The organism is Salinarimonas rosea DSM 21201 (assembly GCF_000429045.1).
GTDB classification, from domain to species: domain Bacteria; phylum Pseudomonadota; class Alphaproteobacteria; order Rhizobiales; family Beijerinckiaceae; genus Salinarimonas; species Salinarimonas rosea.
Genome location: NZ_AUBC01000016.1, coordinates 129,396 through 145,833 on the forward strand (window position 1 = coordinate 129,396; position 16,438 = coordinate 145,833).

Genomic DNA, 16,438 nt, shown 5'->3' on the forward strand with positions numbered 1-16,438 from the left:
CTCGGTCAATGGCCGCGCTCGCCGATGAAGCGCTGGCGGATCTTGCCGGACACGAAGTCGATCACGGCGATCACGACGAGGACGTTGAGCACCACGAAAGCGACCTGGTCGAACAGGCCGGCGCGGAAGCGCTCGATGATGACCATGCCCACACCGCCGGCGCCGACGAGGCCGAGGATGGTCGCCGAGCGGGTGCTCGATTCGAAGGAGTAGAGCGAGAGCGAGATGAACACCGGCAGGATCTGCGGCAGGATCCCGTAGCGGATGGTGCGCACGCCGTCGGCGCCGGTGGCCTCGACGCCCTCGACCTGCTTCCTGTCGATGTTCTCGATCGCCTCGGAATAGAGCTTGGCGAGCGTGCCGGTGTCGGAGACGAAGATCGCGAGGACGCCGGCGAGCGGCCCGAGGCCGACGGCGCGCACGAAGACGAGGCCCCAGATCACCTGGTCGACGCCGCGCAGGACATCGAGGACGCGGCGCGTCGCCTGGCGCGGCAGCCACAGCGGCATCGTGTTGCGTGCCGCCGCGAAGGCGACGAAGAGCGCCAGCACCGTCGCGAGCAGCGTGCCGAGGAAGGCCATGGCGATGGTCTGGGCGATGCCGACGTAGATCTGGTCGTACATCCAGGTGTCCATGTCCTGCCAGACGACCATGCGGGTGAGCATCCGCAGGGCGTTGTCCGAGGCCTGGAACAGCTTGCCGAACTCGAACAGCCAGAACGAGAAGAGCAGGTAGCCGAGGATCGCCGCCCAGGAGCCGATCACCAGCGCGCGCCGCCGCGGGTCCCCGAAGGCCCGCGGGTTGTCGGCGCGGGCGGCCGCGATCTCGGCGGGCCCGATCGAGGCGAACGTGAGGGTCTTCATGAGAGGTTCTCCCGCCCGATGAAGGCGTGTCGCACGCGCTCGGAGATCAGGTCGATGCAGGTGACCGTGAGCACGACGAGGATCAGCACGGCGAGCACCCGGTCGTCGGAATAGAAGCTGATGACGTGGTTGAGCTCCTGCCCGATGCCGCCGGCGCCGACGAAGCCGACGATGGAGGAGGCGCGCACGTTGATCTCGAAGCGCAGCAGCGTGTAGGAGGCGAAGTTCGGCAGGACCTGCGGGAGGATGCCGTAGCGCATCTCCTCGACCCAGGTGCCGCCCACCGAGCGGATGCCGTCCACCGGGCGCATCGAGGCGTTCTCGTTGACCTCGGCGAAGAGCTTGCCCAGCGCGCCGGCGGTGTGGATCGCGATGGCGAGCACGCCCGCGAGCGGCCCGATACCCACCGCGAAGACGAGCACGAGGGCGTAGAGGATCTCCGGCACGCCGCGGCAGAACTCCAGCGTGCGCCGCGCCAGCACGCCCGCCCAGCCCCGCGGCGCGAGGTTTCGCGCGGCGACGAAGCACAGCGCGAAGGCCGCTGCGGCGCCGAGGATGGTCGCCGTGATCGCCATCAGGATCGTCTCGAAGATCAGCGTGACGTACTTGCCGAGGTCCGAGTACCAGAAGGTCAGCGACCCGGGCACGGCGCGCCCGTCCTCGCCGCGGGGGAGGAAGAGCTTGTCCCATTCGAGGTTCGGCAGGATCGTGCCGAAATACTCGAAGATGCGCGGGATGCCCTGCGCCAGCCGCTCGGGGAAGAAGCGCGAGACGTCGATCGACCAGGCGAGCATCGCCAGGAACAGCGCGACGAACAGCAGGTTCGTCCACATCTTCTGGCGGATCAGCGCCGCGCGGTGGCGCTCGAACAGCGCCACGGCATCCGGCGCCTCGGGGCCGACGGCGGAGGAGGAGGTGAGCGCGTGCGTGCTCATCGCTCAGCCCACCGCCGCGCGCACGGGCTGGGGCGCCCCCCGCGCCCCTTCCGCCGACGCCGGGGAATGCCCGCCGAGCGCGGTCGAGGTCAGGCCTTCCTGGAAGGCCTCGCCGGCCTCGGCGCCGTAGATCTCGCGGGCCGCCTGGTCGGTCAGCTCGTGCGCCGCGCCGTCGAACACGACCCGCCCGGCCTGCATCCCGATGATGCGGTCGCAATAGGCGCGCGCGGTGTCGAGCGTGTGCAGATTGCAGACGACGGTGAGGCCGTCCTCGGTGTTGATGGCGCGCAGGGCGTCCATCACCACCTTGGCATTGAGCGGGTCGAGCGACGCGATCGGCTCGTCGGCGAGGAGGATCTTCGGCTCCTGGACCAGGGCACGGGCGATGGCGACGCGCTGCATCTGCCCGCCGGAGAGCGTATCCGTCTGCTGGAGCGCGGTGTGGGCCATGCCGAGGCGGTCGAGGGCGCGGATCGCGAAGGCGCGCTCGCGGGCGGTGAACAGCTGCAGCATCGCGGAGACCAAGCCGTGCTCGTGCAGGCGCCCGGTCATCACGTTGGTGATCACGTTCAGGCGGCCGACGAGGTTGAACTGCTGGAAGACCATGGCGCAATCGGAGCGCCAGGCGCGCAGCGCCTTGCCCTCCAGGCGGGCCACGTCGCGACCCTCGTGCAGCAGCGCGCCACCGGACGGGTCGGCGAGGCGGTTGATCATCCGCAGGAGCGTCGACTTGCCAGCGCCGGACCGCCCGATGATGCCGACCATCTGCCCCTTCGGGATCGCCAGGGTGACGGAATCGACGGCGACGGTGTTGTTGAAGCGCTTCGTGAGCTGCTGGAATTCGAGCATGTCGTCCTCGCGGGGGCGTGTGTCGGCCGGGGGTTCGGCGCGGCCGCGCCGAACGAGACGGACCCTCGCGCGCGGCGAGGGGCCGTCCGCAGCGGTCGCGCGATCAGCGCGAGCCTTCCATCTCGGCCTTACGCATGGTGACGACGCCCTCGTAGAAGGCGTGGTCGACCGGCTTCCAGCCGGCGCCGTCGCCGAACGAGACGTCGACGTAGCACTCGCTATCGATCTCGCGCTGATTGCCGAAATACTCGACGATGATCTCGCGCACCTCGGCCGGCACGTCCTTGCGGAGCACGATCGGGCCGTTCGGGATCAGGTTCGACTCCCAGATCACGCGGAGGTCGGCCATGTCGAGCAGGCCGTTGTCGATCATGCGGCGCAGGTTGCCGCGGGTGTAGCCCTCGGACGGCTCGCCGACGCCGGAGACCCAGGTCACGCCGCCGTCGTACTGGCCGTTGAGCACCGCGACGATGCCCTGCTCGTGACCGCCGCCGAAGCCGGTGGCCGCGAAGTAGTCGTCCGCGATGCCCTGCTGGCCGAGCTCGAAGCGCGGGACGAGGTAGCCCGAGGTGGAGTTCGGGTCGGCATAGGCCAGGGTGCGGCCCTGCATGTCCTCGAGCGACTGGATGTCCGAGTCGGCGCGCACGACCATCACGGACTTGTAGCCGAGCGAGCCGTCGGCCTCGGCGTTGGTGAAGATCGGCTCGACGGCCTCGGGGTCCTGCAGGTAGATGCCGGCGTAGCCGGACGCGCCGAGGAAGGACATCTCGAGCTGGTCGGCGAGCAGGCCCTGCATCACGCCGGCATAGTCCGGGGCCGGGAACAGCTCGACCGGCACGCCGAGGCGTGAGCCGAGCGACTCGATCAGGCACTCGTTGTTGCGCAGCCGGTCGGCCTCGTTCTCGCCCCCGAGCAGGCCGATGCGGAACACGGGGAGGTCCTGCTTCCAGTCCTGGGCGAAGGCGGGAGCGGCGGCGACGAGCGCGACGGAGGCGGCGGTGCCGAGCAAGAGGGTGCGGAACATGGAGGTCGTCTCCGATCCTGTAGAGCGGTGCGGGAAAGCTTCGCGCGATCGGCGCGTCCCCGTCGCTCTATTGGTGGAGCGTAACAGTTTTTTGACGGTTTTCTTTAGCCAACTATCGTGAAACTGCCGACGACCGGCGTCTCGAACATCGCGGATTGCGGCCGCGGGGCGCTCGCGCCCTGCGGCCGCGGCTCGCGACGTCCGGGCGCGCCTGCGCCCGTCAGCGGCTCTCGGCGATCTCGCGCCGGCGCATCTCGATCGTCTGCTCGTAGAAGGCGTGATCGATCCGCTCGAAACCGGCGGCGTCGCCGCCCGCGATCGCGGCGAAGCACTCGGGATCGTCGACGTGGATGGACCCGTAGACGTCCACGACGATCTCGCGGGCCTCCTGCGGCAGGTCCTTGCGGACCACCGTCGGGCCGTTGGGGATGAGGCTCGACTGCCAGACGATGCGCACGTCGCTCATGTCGAGCAGGCCGTTGTCGACCATGCGGCGCAGGTTGCCGCGCGAGAAGCCCTCCTCCCGCGAGCCCTGGCCGGAGATCCAGGTCACGCCGGCGTCGTACTGGCCGTTGAGCACCGCGACGATCGCCTGCTCGTGACCGCCGCCGAAGCCGGTCCGGGAGAAGTAGTCCTCGCCGATGCCCTGCGCTTCGAGCTCGGCGCGCGGCACGAGATAGCCCGAGGTGGAGTTCGGGTCGGCATAGGCCAGCGAACGGCCCTGCATGTCCTCCAGAGCCTCGATGTCGCTGTCGGCGCGCACGACCATGACGGCGTAGTAGCCGAGCGAGCCGTCGACCTGGGCGGTGGTGAAGATCGGCTCGACCGCGTCCGGGTCCTGCAGGTGGATGCCGGCATAGCCGGAGGCGCCGAGGCCGGCCTGGTGCAGCTGGCCGGCGACGAGGCCCTGCATGACGCCGGCATAGTCGGACGCCGGATAGAGGGCGACCGGCATCCCCAGGCGCTCGGACATCGTCTTCTGGAGGCACTCGTAGCGCCGCAGGCGATCGGACTCGTTCTCGCCGCCCAGCAGGCCGATGTTGTAGGTGCCGATCTCGGTGCGCCAGTCCGCGGCCGCCGGCAGCACCGCCAGAATCGAGATGGCGGCGCTGGCGGAAGCCAGCACGAGCGTGTATTTCGCCATGGAAAACGTCTCCCGTCTAAGTACCTCGCCGACATGGCGGGCCGAGACGGAAGTAGACCGGGAAGATCACATCACCGCGACACCAGGGACTCGTGCCGCCGTCACGCCGCTCCCGCCGCCGTGGCGAGCGTGCGGGGCGCGGCGATGCCGGTGCGCGCCGCGTAGCGCTCGGTCATCAGGTGGCAGAACTCGGCGAAGTCCTCCTTGCGCTGCGGCGGGCTGCTGTGGTGTGGCGCAATCCCCAGATGCTCGGGCGTGAAGCAATAGGTGACGGTGACGTCGAACTCGGCGAGCGCGTCCATCATCCGGTCGAACCAGGCTTGCGCGTTCGGGCGATACCAGTCCGCCCAGGAAAGGCCGGTGCGCAGGTGACGCACGCCGAGCCGGCGCATCCAGCGCACGGCGTCGTCGAGGCGGTGGTCCTCGAAGTGGAACCATTGGCACAGGCCGAGATCCGGCGTGTGCCGGGCGAAGACCTCGAGCGAGGGCTTCGGCGTCCCGTCCTCGCGGATCAGCCCGAGGTAGAAGTGGCGGTAGTAGGACGACCCCTCCGCCTCGCGATGGCGGGTGGTGGCCTCCCAGGCCTTGGGCAGGTCGAAGAGCGAGTACCACAGGACGCGCGGCGCCTCTCCCTTGAGCAGCTCGGCCGTGCGCGCGAGGCCCCAGGCCTGCACCTCCTCGGCGCCGAAGGTGGAGACGCCGACCTCGCTGACCCAGACCGGCAGATGCGTCAGCGCCCGGATCTCGGCCACCATCCGCGGCCAGTCGTGGATCGACCAGTGGTTCCAGTCGAGGGGGAAGCCGTGCACGGCCACCGCCTCGACGTGGTCGAGCACCCCGCGCGCCTGCATGTTGCGCACGAAGCCGGCGTCGATGGGCGACATGCCGCCGAGGACCCGCGGGAGCGCCGAGTCCGCGTCGCGGATCGCCTCGGCGCCGGCGATCGCGGTCTCGGCGAAGAGCCGGAAGTCGGGGTCGAGCTCGAGGTCCCAATGCGACTTGTTGTTCGGCTCGTTCCAGATCATCGCGGCTTCGATCATGCGGCTCGTCCCTTGCTCTGTGGTGCGGTGATGGTCTCGCCCGGCCCGCGCGCCGGGTACACCGGCTCGGCGCCCTCGGCGCGCTGCGTGCGCCGGCAGACGAAGACCTCCTTCTCGGGCTGCGAGAACGGCCGGAACCCGGCCGAGCGCAGCATGGCCTGCGTGCAGGCGCTGTTCGGCGCCCACCAGTTCGTCGGGTCGCCCGCGTAGCGCTTCTCGATGAAGTGCAGCTTCGGCCAGCCGGGCTCGTCGAAGGCGTCCGTGTCGAAGAAATCCATGTCCTCGGCGGGCTCGAGCACCTCGCTCGACCCCCGCTGCATCGACTGGAAGACGAGCACGTCGTCGGCGACGTGCTCCCACAGGAGGTCGAGCGCGAGCAGCGGATGGCGCAGGTGGTAGGCGACGCCCATGAACAGCACGATGTCGAAGCGCTCGCCGAGCGCCCCGACGTCGTAGACGCTCATCTCCCGGAACTCGCTGTCGTGCCCGAGCACCTCGGCGGCGAAGCGCGCCTGCTCGAGGTAGAACGGCTCGGAATCGATGCCGACCACGCGCCCGGCGCCGCGCCGCTTCATCTCCGCGCAGTAGAAGCCGGAGTTGCAGCCGATGTCGAGGACGGAGCGGCCGGCCAAGTCGTCCGGCAGCGCATGCCGGAAACGCCGCCACATGATGCCGGGGAAGTCGCCCAGGAAATGGTTCGGCGCGGTCCAGACTCCCTCCAGGTACAGATTGTGGAACCAGGGGCCGAGCGCCTCGACCCGCTCGGCGATGGTGTCACGCGACAGGCTCACGAAGCGTCTCCTGGAAGGCGTCGGACGGCGTGTGGTTCACGACCAGGACCCGCGCGCCCGCCTCGTCGAGGGCGAGCGTGCTGCGGCTGGCGGTGGCGATCTCGATGTCGAAGGCCCGCGAGAACGGCAGGGCGAGCGCCCGGCACAGGACGGCGCGGATCACGTCGCAATGGGTGACGAGGGCGAGCTCGGACCCGGCGGGATGGGCGCCCGCGAGATCGGCGACGAGCCCCTCCACGCGGTCGGCGACGTCGGCCATGGTCTCGCCCGACGGGGTCCCGGCGGTGTCGCGCTCGGCGTTCCAGCGGCGCCAGGCGGGGTCGTCCTCGAGCTCGGCGAAGGAGCGGCCGGCCCACGGCCCGAAGTCGATCTCGTCGAGCGCGGCGTCGATGGTCACGCCGCGGCCCCGCGCGAGGATCTCCGCCGTCTCGACGGTGCGCGGCTGCGGGCTCGCCACGATCGCGGCGAGGCGCGGGCCGCCCAGGCTCGTTGCGAGCGCGGCGGCCTCGCGGCGCCCCGCCTTGGAGAGCCGGATCGCCGGATCGCGCCCGGCGAGCCTGCCCGGCGCGCCGTCGTGCGCGCCGTGGCGGACGAGGTGGAGGAGGAGGCTCATTGCAGCGTCTGCCCCGGCAGCGTCGGGCCGCTCGCGTCCGCCTCCTCGTCGCCGGCGATGAACGCCTCGGTCCGCGCGTGCGCCTCCGCGTCGGTGAACTGGCGCGGCGGCGACTTCATGAAGTAGGAGGACGGTCCCACCACCGCGCCCGAGAGGCCGCGGTCGAGCGCCAGCTTGGCGCAGCGCACCGCGTCGATGACGATGCCCGCCGAGTTCGGGCTGTCCCAGACCTCGAGGCGCATCTCGAGCGAGATCGGCGCGTTGCCGAAGGCCGTGCCCTCCATGCGGATGTGCGCGACCTTGCGGTCGCCGAGCCAGGGCACGTGGTCGGAGGGGCCGATATGGATGTCGTCGGGGTCCATCGGCGTGCCGAGCTGGCTGTCGACGGCCTGCGTCTTGGAGATCTTCTTCGAGACGAGCCGCTCGCGCTCGAGCATGTTCTCGAAATCGGCGTTTCCGCCGATGTTGAGCTGGTAGGTCCGGTCGAGCCGCACGCCCCGCTCGCGGAAGAGGTTGGTCAGCACCCGGTGCGTGATCGTCGCCCCGACCTGGCTCTTGATATCGTCGCCGATGATCGGCACGCCGGCCTGCGCGAAGCGCCGGCGCCAGTCCGGGTTCGAGGCGAGGAAGACCGGCATGCAGTTGACGAAGGCGCACCCCGCCTCCATCGCCCGCTCGGCATAGAACTCCGCCGCCTTCTGCGAGCCGACGGGGAGGTAGGAGACGAGCACCTCCGTCTCCGAGCGCTTGAGCGCCTCGGTGACGTCGGCGACGGGCGTCTCGGATTCGCGCACGCGCGCGGAGAGGTAGCGCCCGAGGCCGTCGAGCGTCGGGCCGCGCGCGACGGTGATCCCCGTGGGCGCGACCTCGGCGAAGCGCAGCGTGTCGTTCGGGGCGGCGTGGATCGCGTCGGCGAGGTCGCGGCCGACCTTCGCGTCGGTGACGTCGAAGGCGGACGAGACGACGATGTCGCGCACGCGGTAGCCGCCGAGGTCGGCGTGCATGAGCCCGGGAATCGGCTCGTTCGCCGCGGCGCTCTCGTAGAAGCTCAGGCCCTGGAGGAAGGCGCTCGCGCAATTGCCGACGCCCACCAACCCGACGCGAACCGTGCCAGCGGCCATGAGGCATCCTCCCGATCCGACAGGGGCCGGCGCGCCGCCCGGGCGCGTTCCGGCCTCGTTACGCTTGCGAGAGCGCTACGCACGGGACGCCGGCTTTGTTCCCGGCGGATGGGGATCGCTGTCGGATCGAGAGGATTTTTCTCTTCCCGCCCTCACCCCGCGCCGGGGTCCGCGGCGGGTGCATCCGGCGTGTCGAGCCAGAAGCGGCGCATCAGGTAGAGCGAGGCGCCCCCGATGCGCCCCGTGTCGGTCTCGAGCGCCACGATCTCGGGCGTGCCGGCCCGCATCGGCGTCGGCGCGAAGCGGCACACGACCCAGCGCTGGCGCGAGCGCCCGCCGGCCTCGACCGTATAGTCCACACGCACGGCGTTCTCGTCGGCACGGACGCTGCGCAGCACGGCGAGCCGGGCGCCCTCGGGATTGAGCACGGGGAGCGTGAGGCGGCACAGGCGCGCCTCCTCCCGGTCGGCGCTGCCGCAGGCGGCGAGCGCCGCCAGCGCCACGATGACGATCGGCCGGAGCACGGCTGGCCGCACGTCAGCGACGCGAGAGGATCTCGGCCACGCGCGGGGCGAAGTAGGTCAGCACGCCGTCGCAGCCCGCGCGCTTGAAGGCCATCAGGCTCTCCAGCATCGCCCGCTCGCCGTCCAGCCAGCCGTTGCGCGCAGCCGCCTCGATCATCGCGTACTCGCCGGACACCTGGTAGGCGAAGGTCGGCACCCCGAAGGCGTCCTTCACCTTGGCGCAGATGTCGAGATAGGGCATGCCGGGCTTCACCATGACCATGTCGGCGCCCTCCTCGAGGTCGAGCGCGACCTCGCGCAGCGCCTCGCGGGAATTGGCCGGGTCCATCTGGTAGGTGCGCTTGTCGCCGCACAGCGTCTTCGAGGTGCCGACCGCGTCGCGGAAGGGGCCGTAGAAGGCGCTCGCGTACTTGGCCGCGTAGGCCATGATCTGCACCTCGGCGAAGCCGGCGGCGTCGAGCGCCTCGCGGATCGCGCCGACTCGCCCGTCCATCATGTCGGAGGGCGCGATCACGTCGGATCCGGCCTGCGCCTGCAGCACCGCCTGCCGCGCCAGCGTCGCCACCGTCTCGTCGTTGAGGATGGTCTCGCCCTCGAGCAGCCCGTCGTGGCCGTGGGAGGTGTAGGGGTCGAGGGCGACGTCGGTGACGAGGCCGATGCCGGGGACGGCCTGCTTGATGGCGCGGCTCGCCCGGCACACGAGGTTCGCCTCGTTGAGCGCCTCCGAGCCGTGCTCGTCCCGCTTGGCGGGGTCGGTGTTTGGAAACAGCGCCAGGGCCGGGATGCCGAGCGCCGCCGCCCTCTCCGCCTCGCCGACGGCCTGATCCACCGACAGCCGCACCACGCCGGGCATCGACGGCACCTCCTGGCGCACCCCCTCCCCGTCCGTCAGGAAGAGCGGCCAGATCAGGTCGTCGACGGTGAGCGTGTTCTCGCGCACGAGCCGGCGGGACCAGTCGGCCTTGCGGTTGCGGCGTGGGCGATGGCGCAGGTCGAGGCGGTTCTGCACCTCCTGCGCGGCGGCGGCGCCGACGTCCTCGGCACGAGCCGAGGGACGGGACGACGGCCGGGATCCTGGGCGCTGGAACGGGGTGAGGCTCGACATCGACGCGTCTCCGCGCCGGCCCGGGGGAAGACGTGGAGGGCCGACGATAGGTTTGGAACAGGTCTAGCACGGGGCGGTTCCGGCGCCATGCGCAAGGACACGGATGCGGAGGGCGGCGATGTGGAGCGCCCGCGCGCGCCTGCGCGTCAGACCGGCTCGGCCCCCACGACGAGCTGCGTCCCGAGCACGCGAGCCGCTTCCTCCAGCTGGTCCAGCCGGGTCGCGTGGCGCGGCTTGAGAATGCGGCGTGCCTCGTTCTCGCTGCGTCCGAGCCGGCGCGCGAGCTCGGACTTCGAGATGCCCGCCCTCTTCCAGGCCGCGTAGACGGCGGCCTTGGCCGCCATGTGCGGCGGGACGGCGACGAGAACCTCGCCGGGCTGCACGGCGCTCGGCGCCGGCAGGTCCATCTCGTCCTCGATCCGCCCCGCGACGGCGACCTCGATGGCGTCCTCGGCCATGGCGAGGGCTTCGGTCGGTGTAGACCCGCCGGTGACGACTTCCGGCAGGTCCCGCACGTAGACCTCGTGCGCGCCGTCTTCCTCGACGATCCGCACCGGGTAGCGGAAGAGCATCGAACGCTCCATCTGGCTGCTCCGGGCTGCTGCTATCCGAGCGCACCGGGCTCGATATCGAGTTGCTTCAGGATGCGCCTGATCCTGGAGGGCGTCAGGTCCTTCTGCACGATCGTGGATCGATCGCCGAAGCGGATGCGCGCATGCGAACCCTTGCCTTTCGAATAGTCGACCTTGAAGGTCACGCCTCGGCTCCGCGCGAGCCTCCTGAGCGCCTGGACCAGCTGCTCCCGCGTCATCGACCGCCCCAGACTCGCACATTCGTGTCCGAAACTCAAGCGGAATCGAACGCTCCGCGCGTGCATTCATAGGCGATATCCGACGTGCGATCGCACGTCCAGACGCTCACTCGATCAGGATCAGCACGATCCCCGCCAGCACTGCGCCGGCGCCCCCGAGCTTCGCCCGGTCGAGCCGCTCGGCGAGGCGCAGGCGCGCCAGGGCGAGCGCGAACAGGATGCTCGTCTCGCGCAGCGCCGCGACGAGAGCGATGGGAGCGTGGGCGAGCGCCCACAGCGCGATCCAGTAGCAGCCGAAGGCGATCGACCCCGCGAGCAGGCCCGCGCGCCAGTGGGGCGCCATCGCATCGAAGGCGGGGCGCCCGCGGGTCGCGGCGGCGAAGAGGATCATGCCGAGCCCGTCGAGCACGAACAACCAGGCGGCGAAGGCCGCGACCTCGCCGGCGAGCCGCACGCCGATCCCGTCGATCACCGTGTAGGCCGCCGAGCTCGCGGCGGCGCCGAGCGTGATCGCCAGCGTCGCGGCGCGCGCGCCGGCGAGCGCCCCTCCTCCGGGAGCGGACAGGATCACGACGCCCGCCCCGATCACCGCGACGCCGACGAGACCGAGCAGCGGCACGCTCTCGCCCAGCAGCCCGATCGAGGCCCCCGTCACGAGGGCGAGGGTCAGCCCGCGCATGATCGGGTAGATCCGCGCGAGCTCGCCCGTGTCGTAGGCGCGCGCCAGGAACACCTTGTATGTCGTGTGCGGAATCGCGGTGAGGAGGAGCCAGGGCCACGCCGGCGCGGCCGGCAGCGGCACGAACGGCACGATCGTGCAGGCGATCGCCGTCTGCACCACGGCGATCATCAGCATCATCGTGAAGCGATCGACGTTCGCCTTGACGAGCGCGTTCCAGGCCGCGTGCAGGAAGGCCGCGAACAGGATCGCGGCGAGGACGAGGGGATCCATCGGGTCTCCACCGGCGGCCCGAAGGTCCGCTCGACCGCCCCGATCCATAGCGTGCATCCGGGCACGAGGGCAACGTCCGGCACCGATCGCGTCCTTCGCCGGCGCCTCGCCGCATTGACGCCCCCGCCTCCCGACGCCTAAACCCGGTCTCCCGACAGGAGCGCCCCCATGACCGACGAGACCGACGCGCCGGACGCCCTCTGCCGCATCGACGGCGCCGCCGGCGTCATCACCCTGAACCGGCCGAGGGCCCTGAACGCGCTCACCCTCGACGCCGTGCGCGCCATGCGGGCCGCGCTCGACGCGTGGGTCCACGACCCGGCGGTGACGCGGGTGATCATCGAGGGCGCGGGCGAGAAGGCGTTCTGCGCGGGCGGCGACATCCGCAGGCTGGTGGAGGCCGGCAAGGCCGGCCGGCGCGAGGAGGCGCACGCCTTCTGGCGCGAGGAATACGAGCTGAACGCGCTGATCCAGGCCTTCCCGAAGCCCTACGTCGCGCTGATCGACGGAATCGTCATGGGCGGGGGCGTCGGCGTCTCGCTGCACGGCTCGCACCGGGTGGCGGGCGAGCGCTATCTCTTCGCGATGCCGGAGGTCGGCATCGGCTTCTTCCCGGACGTCGGCGCGAGCCATGTCCTGCCCCGGCTGCCGGGGCGCACGGGACTCTGGCTCGCGCTGACCGGTTCCCGGATCGGTCCCGCCGACGCGCTCGCCATGGGGCTCGCCACCCATTCGGTGGAAAGCGCCGCGATGCCGGCGATCCGCGCCGGCCTGATCGCCGGCGAGGACCCGGACGCGCTGCTCGAACGCCACCGTCGCGATCCGGGCCCGGCGCCGATCGAGGCGAAGGCCGCGACCATCGACGCCTGCTTCGCGGAGGGCTCGGTCGAGGCGATCCACGCCGCGCTCGAGCGGATGGCGGCGGGCGGCGACTCCCCGGCTGTCGAGATCCGCGACGCGCTCGCGACGAAGTCGCCGACCTCGCTGAAGCTCACCTTCGAGCAGATGCGCCGCGGGGCGGATCTCCCCTTCGCGGAGGCGATGCGGATGGAGTACCGCATCGTCTCGCGCATCCTCGACGGGCACGACTTCTACGAGGGCGTGCGCGCGGTCCTGGTCGACAAGGACCACGCCCCGCGCTGGAGCCCGCCGCGGCTGGAGGACGTGACGCCCGAGGCGATCGAGGCCTACTTCGCGCCGCTCGGCGACGACGAGCTCGTCCTCTGATGTGGCCCTTCCGGCGCCGCGGCACCCCGTCCGACGAGGGTCGCGGCGACGCGTCCTCGGTCGACGCGGCGCTCAAGCTGTCCGAGCCCGCCTCCGCCCGAGGCCTGCGCTGGGACAAGACGCTCACCTGGTTCATGCGCCTGATGGCGCTCCTATGGATCGCCAAGGGCCTCTCCTTCTGGGCGGTGATCGTCGGCGCGAGCGCGATGGCCCCGCCCTTCGAGGACCGCTCGCTCGGCTTCCAGGCCGCGATCGTCTATTTCGCGGTGATCGACCCGATCGCCGCCGTCGGCCTGTGGCTCACGGCCACCTGGGGCGGGGTCCTGTGGCTGCTCGCGGTGATGAGCCACCTCGTCCTGGCGCTGTTCTTCCCGGGCGTCGTGCCGGTCAGCCTGGCGCTCGCGGCGGCCTATTGTGGGCTGATGGTTACCTATCTCCTGATCTCGTTCTTCGCATCCGGTGAAGACGGGTAAGGGTTAACGAGATCTCGCCTAGATATCACAAGGCCTAGAGCCTTTGACGATGAATATCGGCGTATCTTTCCGGGAATCGCAGAATCGCGGAAACTTGTCGTTCATCGTGTCGTTTAAACTCGTTTTTATCGGAGCAACCTAGTTTCGCCTCATGAACGAGCCGGGAACCCGGCCACTACACAAAAACAGTGAGGCGCATGATGAACACTCTGGCGAAGTCCATCGTCGAGCCCGTGTCCCCCGAGGAGACGTCCGGCCCCGTGAAGCCCGCCTACCTCGAGGCCCTGCACCTCGTGGAGCGCCTGCACCGGCGCCTGCTCGACGTGATCAAGGACGAGTTCGAGCGGCGCGGCCGCGACGACGTCAACTCGGTCCAGGCCCTGCTGCTCTACAACATCGGCGACAAGGAGCTGACGGCGAGCGAGCTGCGCACCCGCGGCTACTATCTCGGCTCGAACGTCTCCTACAACGTCAAGAAGCTCGTCGAGATGGGCTACCTGCATCACGCCCGCTCGCGCGTCGACCGCCGCGCGGTGCGCATCTCGCTCACCGAGAGCGGCAAGGAGGTGCACGACATCGTGCACGCGCTCTACGAGAAGCACTCGCGCACGATCGACCCGATCGGCGGCATCTCCGACGAGGACTTCGTGCGCCTCAACCAGGCGCTGACGCGCCTCGAGCGCTTCTGGACCGACCAGATCCGCTACCGCCTCTGATTTCCGTGGGCCGGGGGGCTCGACGCATGCGCGCACGGCGGGGCCGGGAGGCCACGCCGTGCGCGCGTGCGCGATATGCCCATCCGCGGATACGACGCCCGCCCGTGCGAGGCGCGTTGCCGCGCGCACGGCGCGCGGCTAGGACCGGCGTCCCGAAGAAATCGGAATGTAACCTCATGTCGGTTCGCGTAGCGTCGCTGGCGTCCCTTTTGGCGCTGGCCGTGTCCTCCTCGGCGATCGCCCAGACGCCGGAGTTCCAGGCCCAGTACGGCCTCTCGATGATCGGCGCCCAGGTGCCGTTCTCCCTCGGCTTCACCGGCGCGAACGTCCCGGTCGCCGTGATGGATACCGGGCTCCAGCTCGATCATCCCGAGTTCCTCGGCCGCATCGGCCCCTCCTTCGACATGTACACGGGCGGCCCGGTCACGGGCGATTCGGACGCTCACGGCACGCACGTGTCGGGCATCATCGCCGCCGCGCGTGACGGCCGCGGGATGATGGGCGTGGCGCCCGGCGCGCGCATCCTGCCCGTCCACATCCTCGCGGGCGGCGGGATCAGCTTCGCCGCCATGGAGAACCTGCTGCCGGCGGGCTACCGCGCCGCCTACGGCAGCGGCGCGCGCATCATCAACAATTCCTGGGGCGTCTCGGTGCGCACGCCCGAGGTCTCGCGCGCCGACTTCGCGGGCGACTTCCCCGGCCTGCTCCAGGCCTACCGCGATCTCGTCACGGGCGGCGCGGTGCAGGTCTGGGCGACCGGCAACGACAGCTTCGACCAGCCGGGAATCCTCACGGGCCTGCCCTATCTCTTCCCCGAGCTCCAGCGCGGCTGGCTCGCGGTGACCTCGGTGGGCCGGGACGGCATCGTCACGCAATACGCCAACCGCTGCGGCGTCGCGATGGACTATTGCCTCGCGGCCCCCGGCGGCGGCGACGACCAGGCGCGCGACGGCATTCTCTCCACGGTTCCAGGGAGCACCTACGCACGCTTCTCCGGCACCTCGATGGCCGCCCCGCACGTCTCCGGCGCCCTCGCGATCGCGCAGGAAATGTACCCGAGCGCCGGCGCGCAGCAGCTCGCGCAGCTCCTGCTGCAGACCGCCAACGATCTCGGCGCGCCGGGGATCGACCCGGTCTACGGCTGGGGCCTGCTCAGCCTGTCGAACCTCGCGGCGACCCGCGACACCCGCGCCGGTGGCTCCTTCTCGGCAATGGCCGCGCACCGCTTCGGCAGCGTCTCGCAGGTCACGGCGGCGATCGGCCGCCAGATCGGTGCGGGCGCCGTCGGCGCGCCGCTTCCCTCCGAGTCCGCCTTCGCCGGGCCGGTCGCCGCCTACGCCAATCTCGGCGCCTCCGCGGGCACGGTCGGCCTCGCCGCCGACGGCACGGCGGACGGCTCGGTCTGGGTGCGCGGGCTCTGGGGCCACGCGCGGCTCGACGGCGGCCCGCGCGGGCCGGGCTCGACGACGGATCTCTCCGGCGTGCTCGCAGGCGTCGAGCTCGCCGCGATGCCCGCCCTGCGCATCGGCGTCGGCGTCGGCGCGACCCGCAGCGAGACGGACTTCGCGACCGGGGGCGACGCCGCCGAGGGCGACGCCCGCCACCTCTTCGCCTACGCCGCGCTCGGCCGCGGCGCCTTCTTCGCGGACGTGATCGGGCAGGTCGCCGGCTTCGACGACACGCTCACCCGCCGCAGCATCCCGGGGCTGGGCACGACGCGCGCCGTCGTCGGGCGCACGGACGTGTCGGGCACGGCTGTCGATGCACGCCTGCGGGTCGGCGCACGGTTCGAGACGGCCTTCGCCGGGCTCTCGCCCTACGTGCACGCCTCGGGCTCCTGGCAGCGCACGGACGCCGCCGCGGAGACCGGCGCGGGCATCCTCTCGCTGACCCTGCCGTCGCAGGAGCACGCCCGCGCCGCCTTCGGCCCCGGCCTGCGCGTCGCGTTCTCGCCGCTCGCGCTCTCGGAGACGCTGCGGCTCGCGCCCGAGCTCGACGTGGCCTATGCGCGCCGCTCCGGCGATCTCGAGCCGGCGACCGCGGCCGACCTCCTCGGCACCCGGATCGTGGCGCGCGCGAACGGCGTCGGCCGCGACGCGCTGGAGGTGGGCGCGCGGCTGCGGATCGAGGCGACGGACGCGCGGCTCACCGGCGAGATCGCCTATTCGGGCGCCTTCGACGAGAAGGCGCAGAGCCACACGGTGACGGCGGGCGTGGGGCTGCGGTTCTGACCCACCCCGCGCGTCGGCG

18 protein-coding genes are annotated in these 16,438 nt (G+C 71.1%); 4 read left to right on the plus strand and 14 right to left on the minus strand.

Annotation, left to right across the window (positions count from 1 at the left end):
* Positions 1-5: 5 nt before the first annotated feature.
* The 14 genes from phnE (G407_RS0113900) to G407_RS0113965 form a co-directional block, all read right to left on the minus strand.
* Positions 6-863, minus strand: a complete 858-nt coding sequence (phnE, locus tag G407_RS0113900) for a phosphonate ABC transporter, permease protein PhnE (protein ID WP_029031278.1) — start codon at positions 861-863, stop codon at positions 6-8.
* On the minus strand, positions 860-1,798 hold the full coding sequence (phnE, locus tag G407_RS0113905) for a phosphonate ABC transporter, permease protein PhnE (RefSeq protein WP_029031279.1): 939 nt from the start codon (positions 1,796-1,798) through the stop codon (positions 860-862). Before phnE (G407_RS0113905) ends, phnE (G407_RS0113900) begins: the two co-directional genes overlap by 4 nt.
* A gap of 3 nt (positions 1,799-1,801) precedes the next feature.
* Entirely contained in the window at positions 1,802-2,647 is an 846-nt protein-coding gene (gene phnC / locus G407_RS0113910) for a phosphonate ABC transporter ATP-binding protein (RefSeq protein ID WP_029031280.1), read from the minus strand.
* Between the two features lie 103 nt (positions 2,648-2,750).
* A complete protein-coding gene (gene phnD / locus G407_RS0113915; protein ID WP_029031281.1) occupies positions 2,751-3,671 on the minus strand; it encodes a phosphonate ABC transporter substrate-binding protein in 921 nt (306 codons plus the stop codon).
* A gap of 220 nt (positions 3,672-3,891) precedes the next feature.
* The gene (phnD, locus tag G407_RS0113920; RefSeq protein ID WP_052341369.1) at positions 3,892-4,815 is read right to left on the minus strand and encodes a phosphonate ABC transporter substrate-binding protein; all 924 of its coding nucleotides are present in this window, start codon (positions 4,813-4,815) and stop codon (positions 3,892-3,894) included.
* A gap of 101 nt (positions 4,816-4,916) precedes the next feature.
* The gene (locus tag G407_RS0113925) at positions 4,917-5,855 is read right to left on the minus strand and encodes a glycoside hydrolase 5 family protein (protein ID WP_029031283.1); all 939 of its coding nucleotides are present in this window, start codon (positions 5,853-5,855) and stop codon (positions 4,917-4,919) included.
* Positions 5,852-6,640: a TIGR04290 family methyltransferase gene (locus G407_RS27795; protein WP_052341380.1), complete on the minus strand. Its 789-nt coding sequence runs from the start codon at positions 6,638-6,640 to the stop codon at positions 5,852-5,854. The genes G407_RS0113925 and G407_RS27795 overlap by 4 nt, the downstream gene beginning before the upstream one ends.
* A complete protein-coding gene (locus G407_RS0113935) occupies positions 6,630-7,259 on the minus strand; it encodes a histidine phosphatase family protein (protein ID WP_029031284.1) in 630 nt (209 codons plus the stop codon). Before G407_RS0113935 ends, G407_RS27795 begins: the two co-directional genes overlap by 11 nt.
* Positions 7,256-8,380, minus strand: coding sequence for an inositol-3-phosphate synthase (locus G407_RS0113940; RefSeq protein ID WP_029031285.1), 1,125 nt, complete (start codon positions 8,378-8,380; stop codon positions 7,256-7,258). The genes G407_RS0113935 and G407_RS0113940 overlap by 4 nt, the downstream gene beginning before the upstream one ends.
* A 152-nt stretch (positions 8,381-8,532) precedes the next feature.
* A complete protein-coding gene (locus G407_RS0113945) occupies positions 8,533-8,904 on the minus strand; it encodes a hypothetical protein (protein WP_052341370.1) in 372 nt (123 codons plus the stop codon).
* 13 nt (positions 8,905-8,917) lie between these two features.
* Complete coding sequence (gene hemB / locus G407_RS27800) at positions 8,918-10,009, minus strand: porphobilinogen synthase (protein ID WP_043539792.1); 1,092 nt, start codon at positions 10,007-10,009, stop codon at positions 8,918-8,920.
* 146 nt (positions 10,010-10,155) lie between these two features.
* Positions 10,156-10,593, minus strand: a complete 438-nt coding sequence (locus tag G407_RS0113955) for a type II toxin-antitoxin system HicB family antitoxin (RefSeq protein ID WP_052341371.1) — start codon at positions 10,591-10,593, stop codon at positions 10,156-10,158.
* 20 nt (positions 10,594-10,613) lie between these two features.
* The gene (locus tag G407_RS0113960; protein WP_245259089.1) at positions 10,614-10,766 is read right to left on the minus strand and encodes a hypothetical protein; all 153 of its coding nucleotides are present in this window, start codon (positions 10,764-10,766) and stop codon (positions 10,614-10,616) included.
* 160 nt (positions 10,767-10,926) lie between these two features.
* The gene (locus G407_RS0113965; protein ID WP_029031289.1) at positions 10,927-11,772 is read right to left on the minus strand and encodes an EamA family transporter; all 846 of its coding nucleotides are present in this window, start codon (positions 11,770-11,772) and stop codon (positions 10,927-10,929) included.
* Between the two features lie 168 nt (positions 11,773-11,940).
* Here G407_RS0113965 and G407_RS0113970 point away from each other — a divergent pair, with 168 nt between their 5' ends.
* From G407_RS0113970 to G407_RS30545, 4 genes are all read left to right on the plus strand, one after another.
* On the plus strand, positions 11,941-12,999 hold the full coding sequence (locus G407_RS0113970; protein WP_029031290.1) for an enoyl-CoA hydratase/isomerase family protein: 1,059 nt from the start codon (positions 11,941-11,943) through the stop codon (positions 12,997-12,999).
* Entirely contained in the window at positions 12,999-13,472 is a 474-nt protein-coding gene (locus G407_RS0113975) for a DUF6163 family protein (protein ID WP_029031291.1), read from the plus strand. The genes G407_RS0113970 and G407_RS0113975 overlap by 1 nt, the downstream gene beginning before the upstream one ends.
* Positions 13,473-13,672: 200 nt before the next feature.
* Positions 13,673-14,188, plus strand: coding sequence for a transcriptional regulator LdtR (gene ldtR, locus G407_RS0113980; protein ID WP_029031292.1), 516 nt, complete (start codon positions 13,673-13,675; stop codon positions 14,186-14,188).
* A 176-nt stretch (positions 14,189-14,364) separates the two neighbouring features.
* Positions 14,365-16,419, plus strand: a complete 2,055-nt coding sequence (locus tag G407_RS30545; protein WP_169728788.1) for a S8 family peptidase — start codon at positions 14,365-14,367, stop codon at positions 16,417-16,419.
* Positions 16,420-16,438 lie beyond the last annotated feature (19 nt).

Coding starts and splice junctions, on each gene's coding strand:
- G407_RS0113965 (WP_029031289.1), bottom strand. CDS start 11,772: ATGGATCCCCTCGTCCTCGCCGCGATCCTGTTCGCGGCCTTCCTGCAC.
- ldtR (WP_029031292.1), top strand. CDS start 13,673: ATGAACACTCTGGCGAAGTCCATCGTCGAGCCCGTGTCCCCCGAGGAG.
- G407_RS0113970 (WP_029031290.1), top strand. CDS start 11,941: ATGACCGACGAGACCGACGCGCCGGACGCCCTCTGCCGCATCGACGGC.
- phnE (WP_029031279.1), bottom strand. CDS start 1,798: ATGAGCACGCACGCGCTCACCTCCTCCTCCGCCGTCGGCCCCGAGGCG.
- G407_RS0113940 (WP_029031285.1), bottom strand. CDS start 8,380: ATGGCCGCTGGCACGGTTCGCGTCGGGTTGGTGGGCGTCGGCAATTGC.
- G407_RS0113955 (WP_052341371.1), bottom strand. CDS start 10,593: ATGGAGCGTTCGATGCTCTTCCGCTACCCGGTGCGGATCGTCGAGGAA.
- phnD (WP_052341369.1), bottom strand. CDS start 4,815: ATGGCGAAATACACGCTCGTGCTGGCTTCCGCCAGCGCCGCCATCTCG.
- phnE (WP_029031278.1), bottom strand. CDS start 863: ATGAAGACCCTCACGTTCGCCTCGATCGGGCCCGCCGAGATCGCGGCC.
- G407_RS0113925 (WP_029031283.1), bottom strand. CDS start 5,855: ATGATCGAAGCCGCGATGATCTGGAACGAGCCGAACAACAAGTCGCAT.
- G407_RS0113975 (WP_029031291.1), top strand. CDS start 12,999: ATGTGGCCCTTCCGGCGCCGCGGCACCCCGTCCGACGAGGGTCGCGGC.
- hemB (WP_043539792.1), bottom strand. CDS start 10,009: ATGTCGAGCCTCACCCCGTTCCAGCGCCCAGGATCCCGGCCGTCGTCC.
- phnC (WP_029031280.1), bottom strand. CDS start 2,647: ATGCTCGAATTCCAGCAGCTCACGAAGCGCTTCAACAACACCGTCGCC.
- G407_RS0113935 (WP_029031284.1), bottom strand. CDS start 7,259: ATGAGCCTCCTCCTCCACCTCGTCCGCCACGGCGCGCACGACGGCGCG.
- G407_RS30545 (WP_169728788.1), top strand. CDS start 14,365: ATGTCGGTTCGCGTAGCGTCGCTGGCGTCCCTTTTGGCGCTGGCCGTG.
- phnD (WP_029031281.1), bottom strand. CDS start 3,671: ATGTTCCGCACCCTCTTGCTCGGCACCGCCGCCTCCGTCGCGCTCGTC.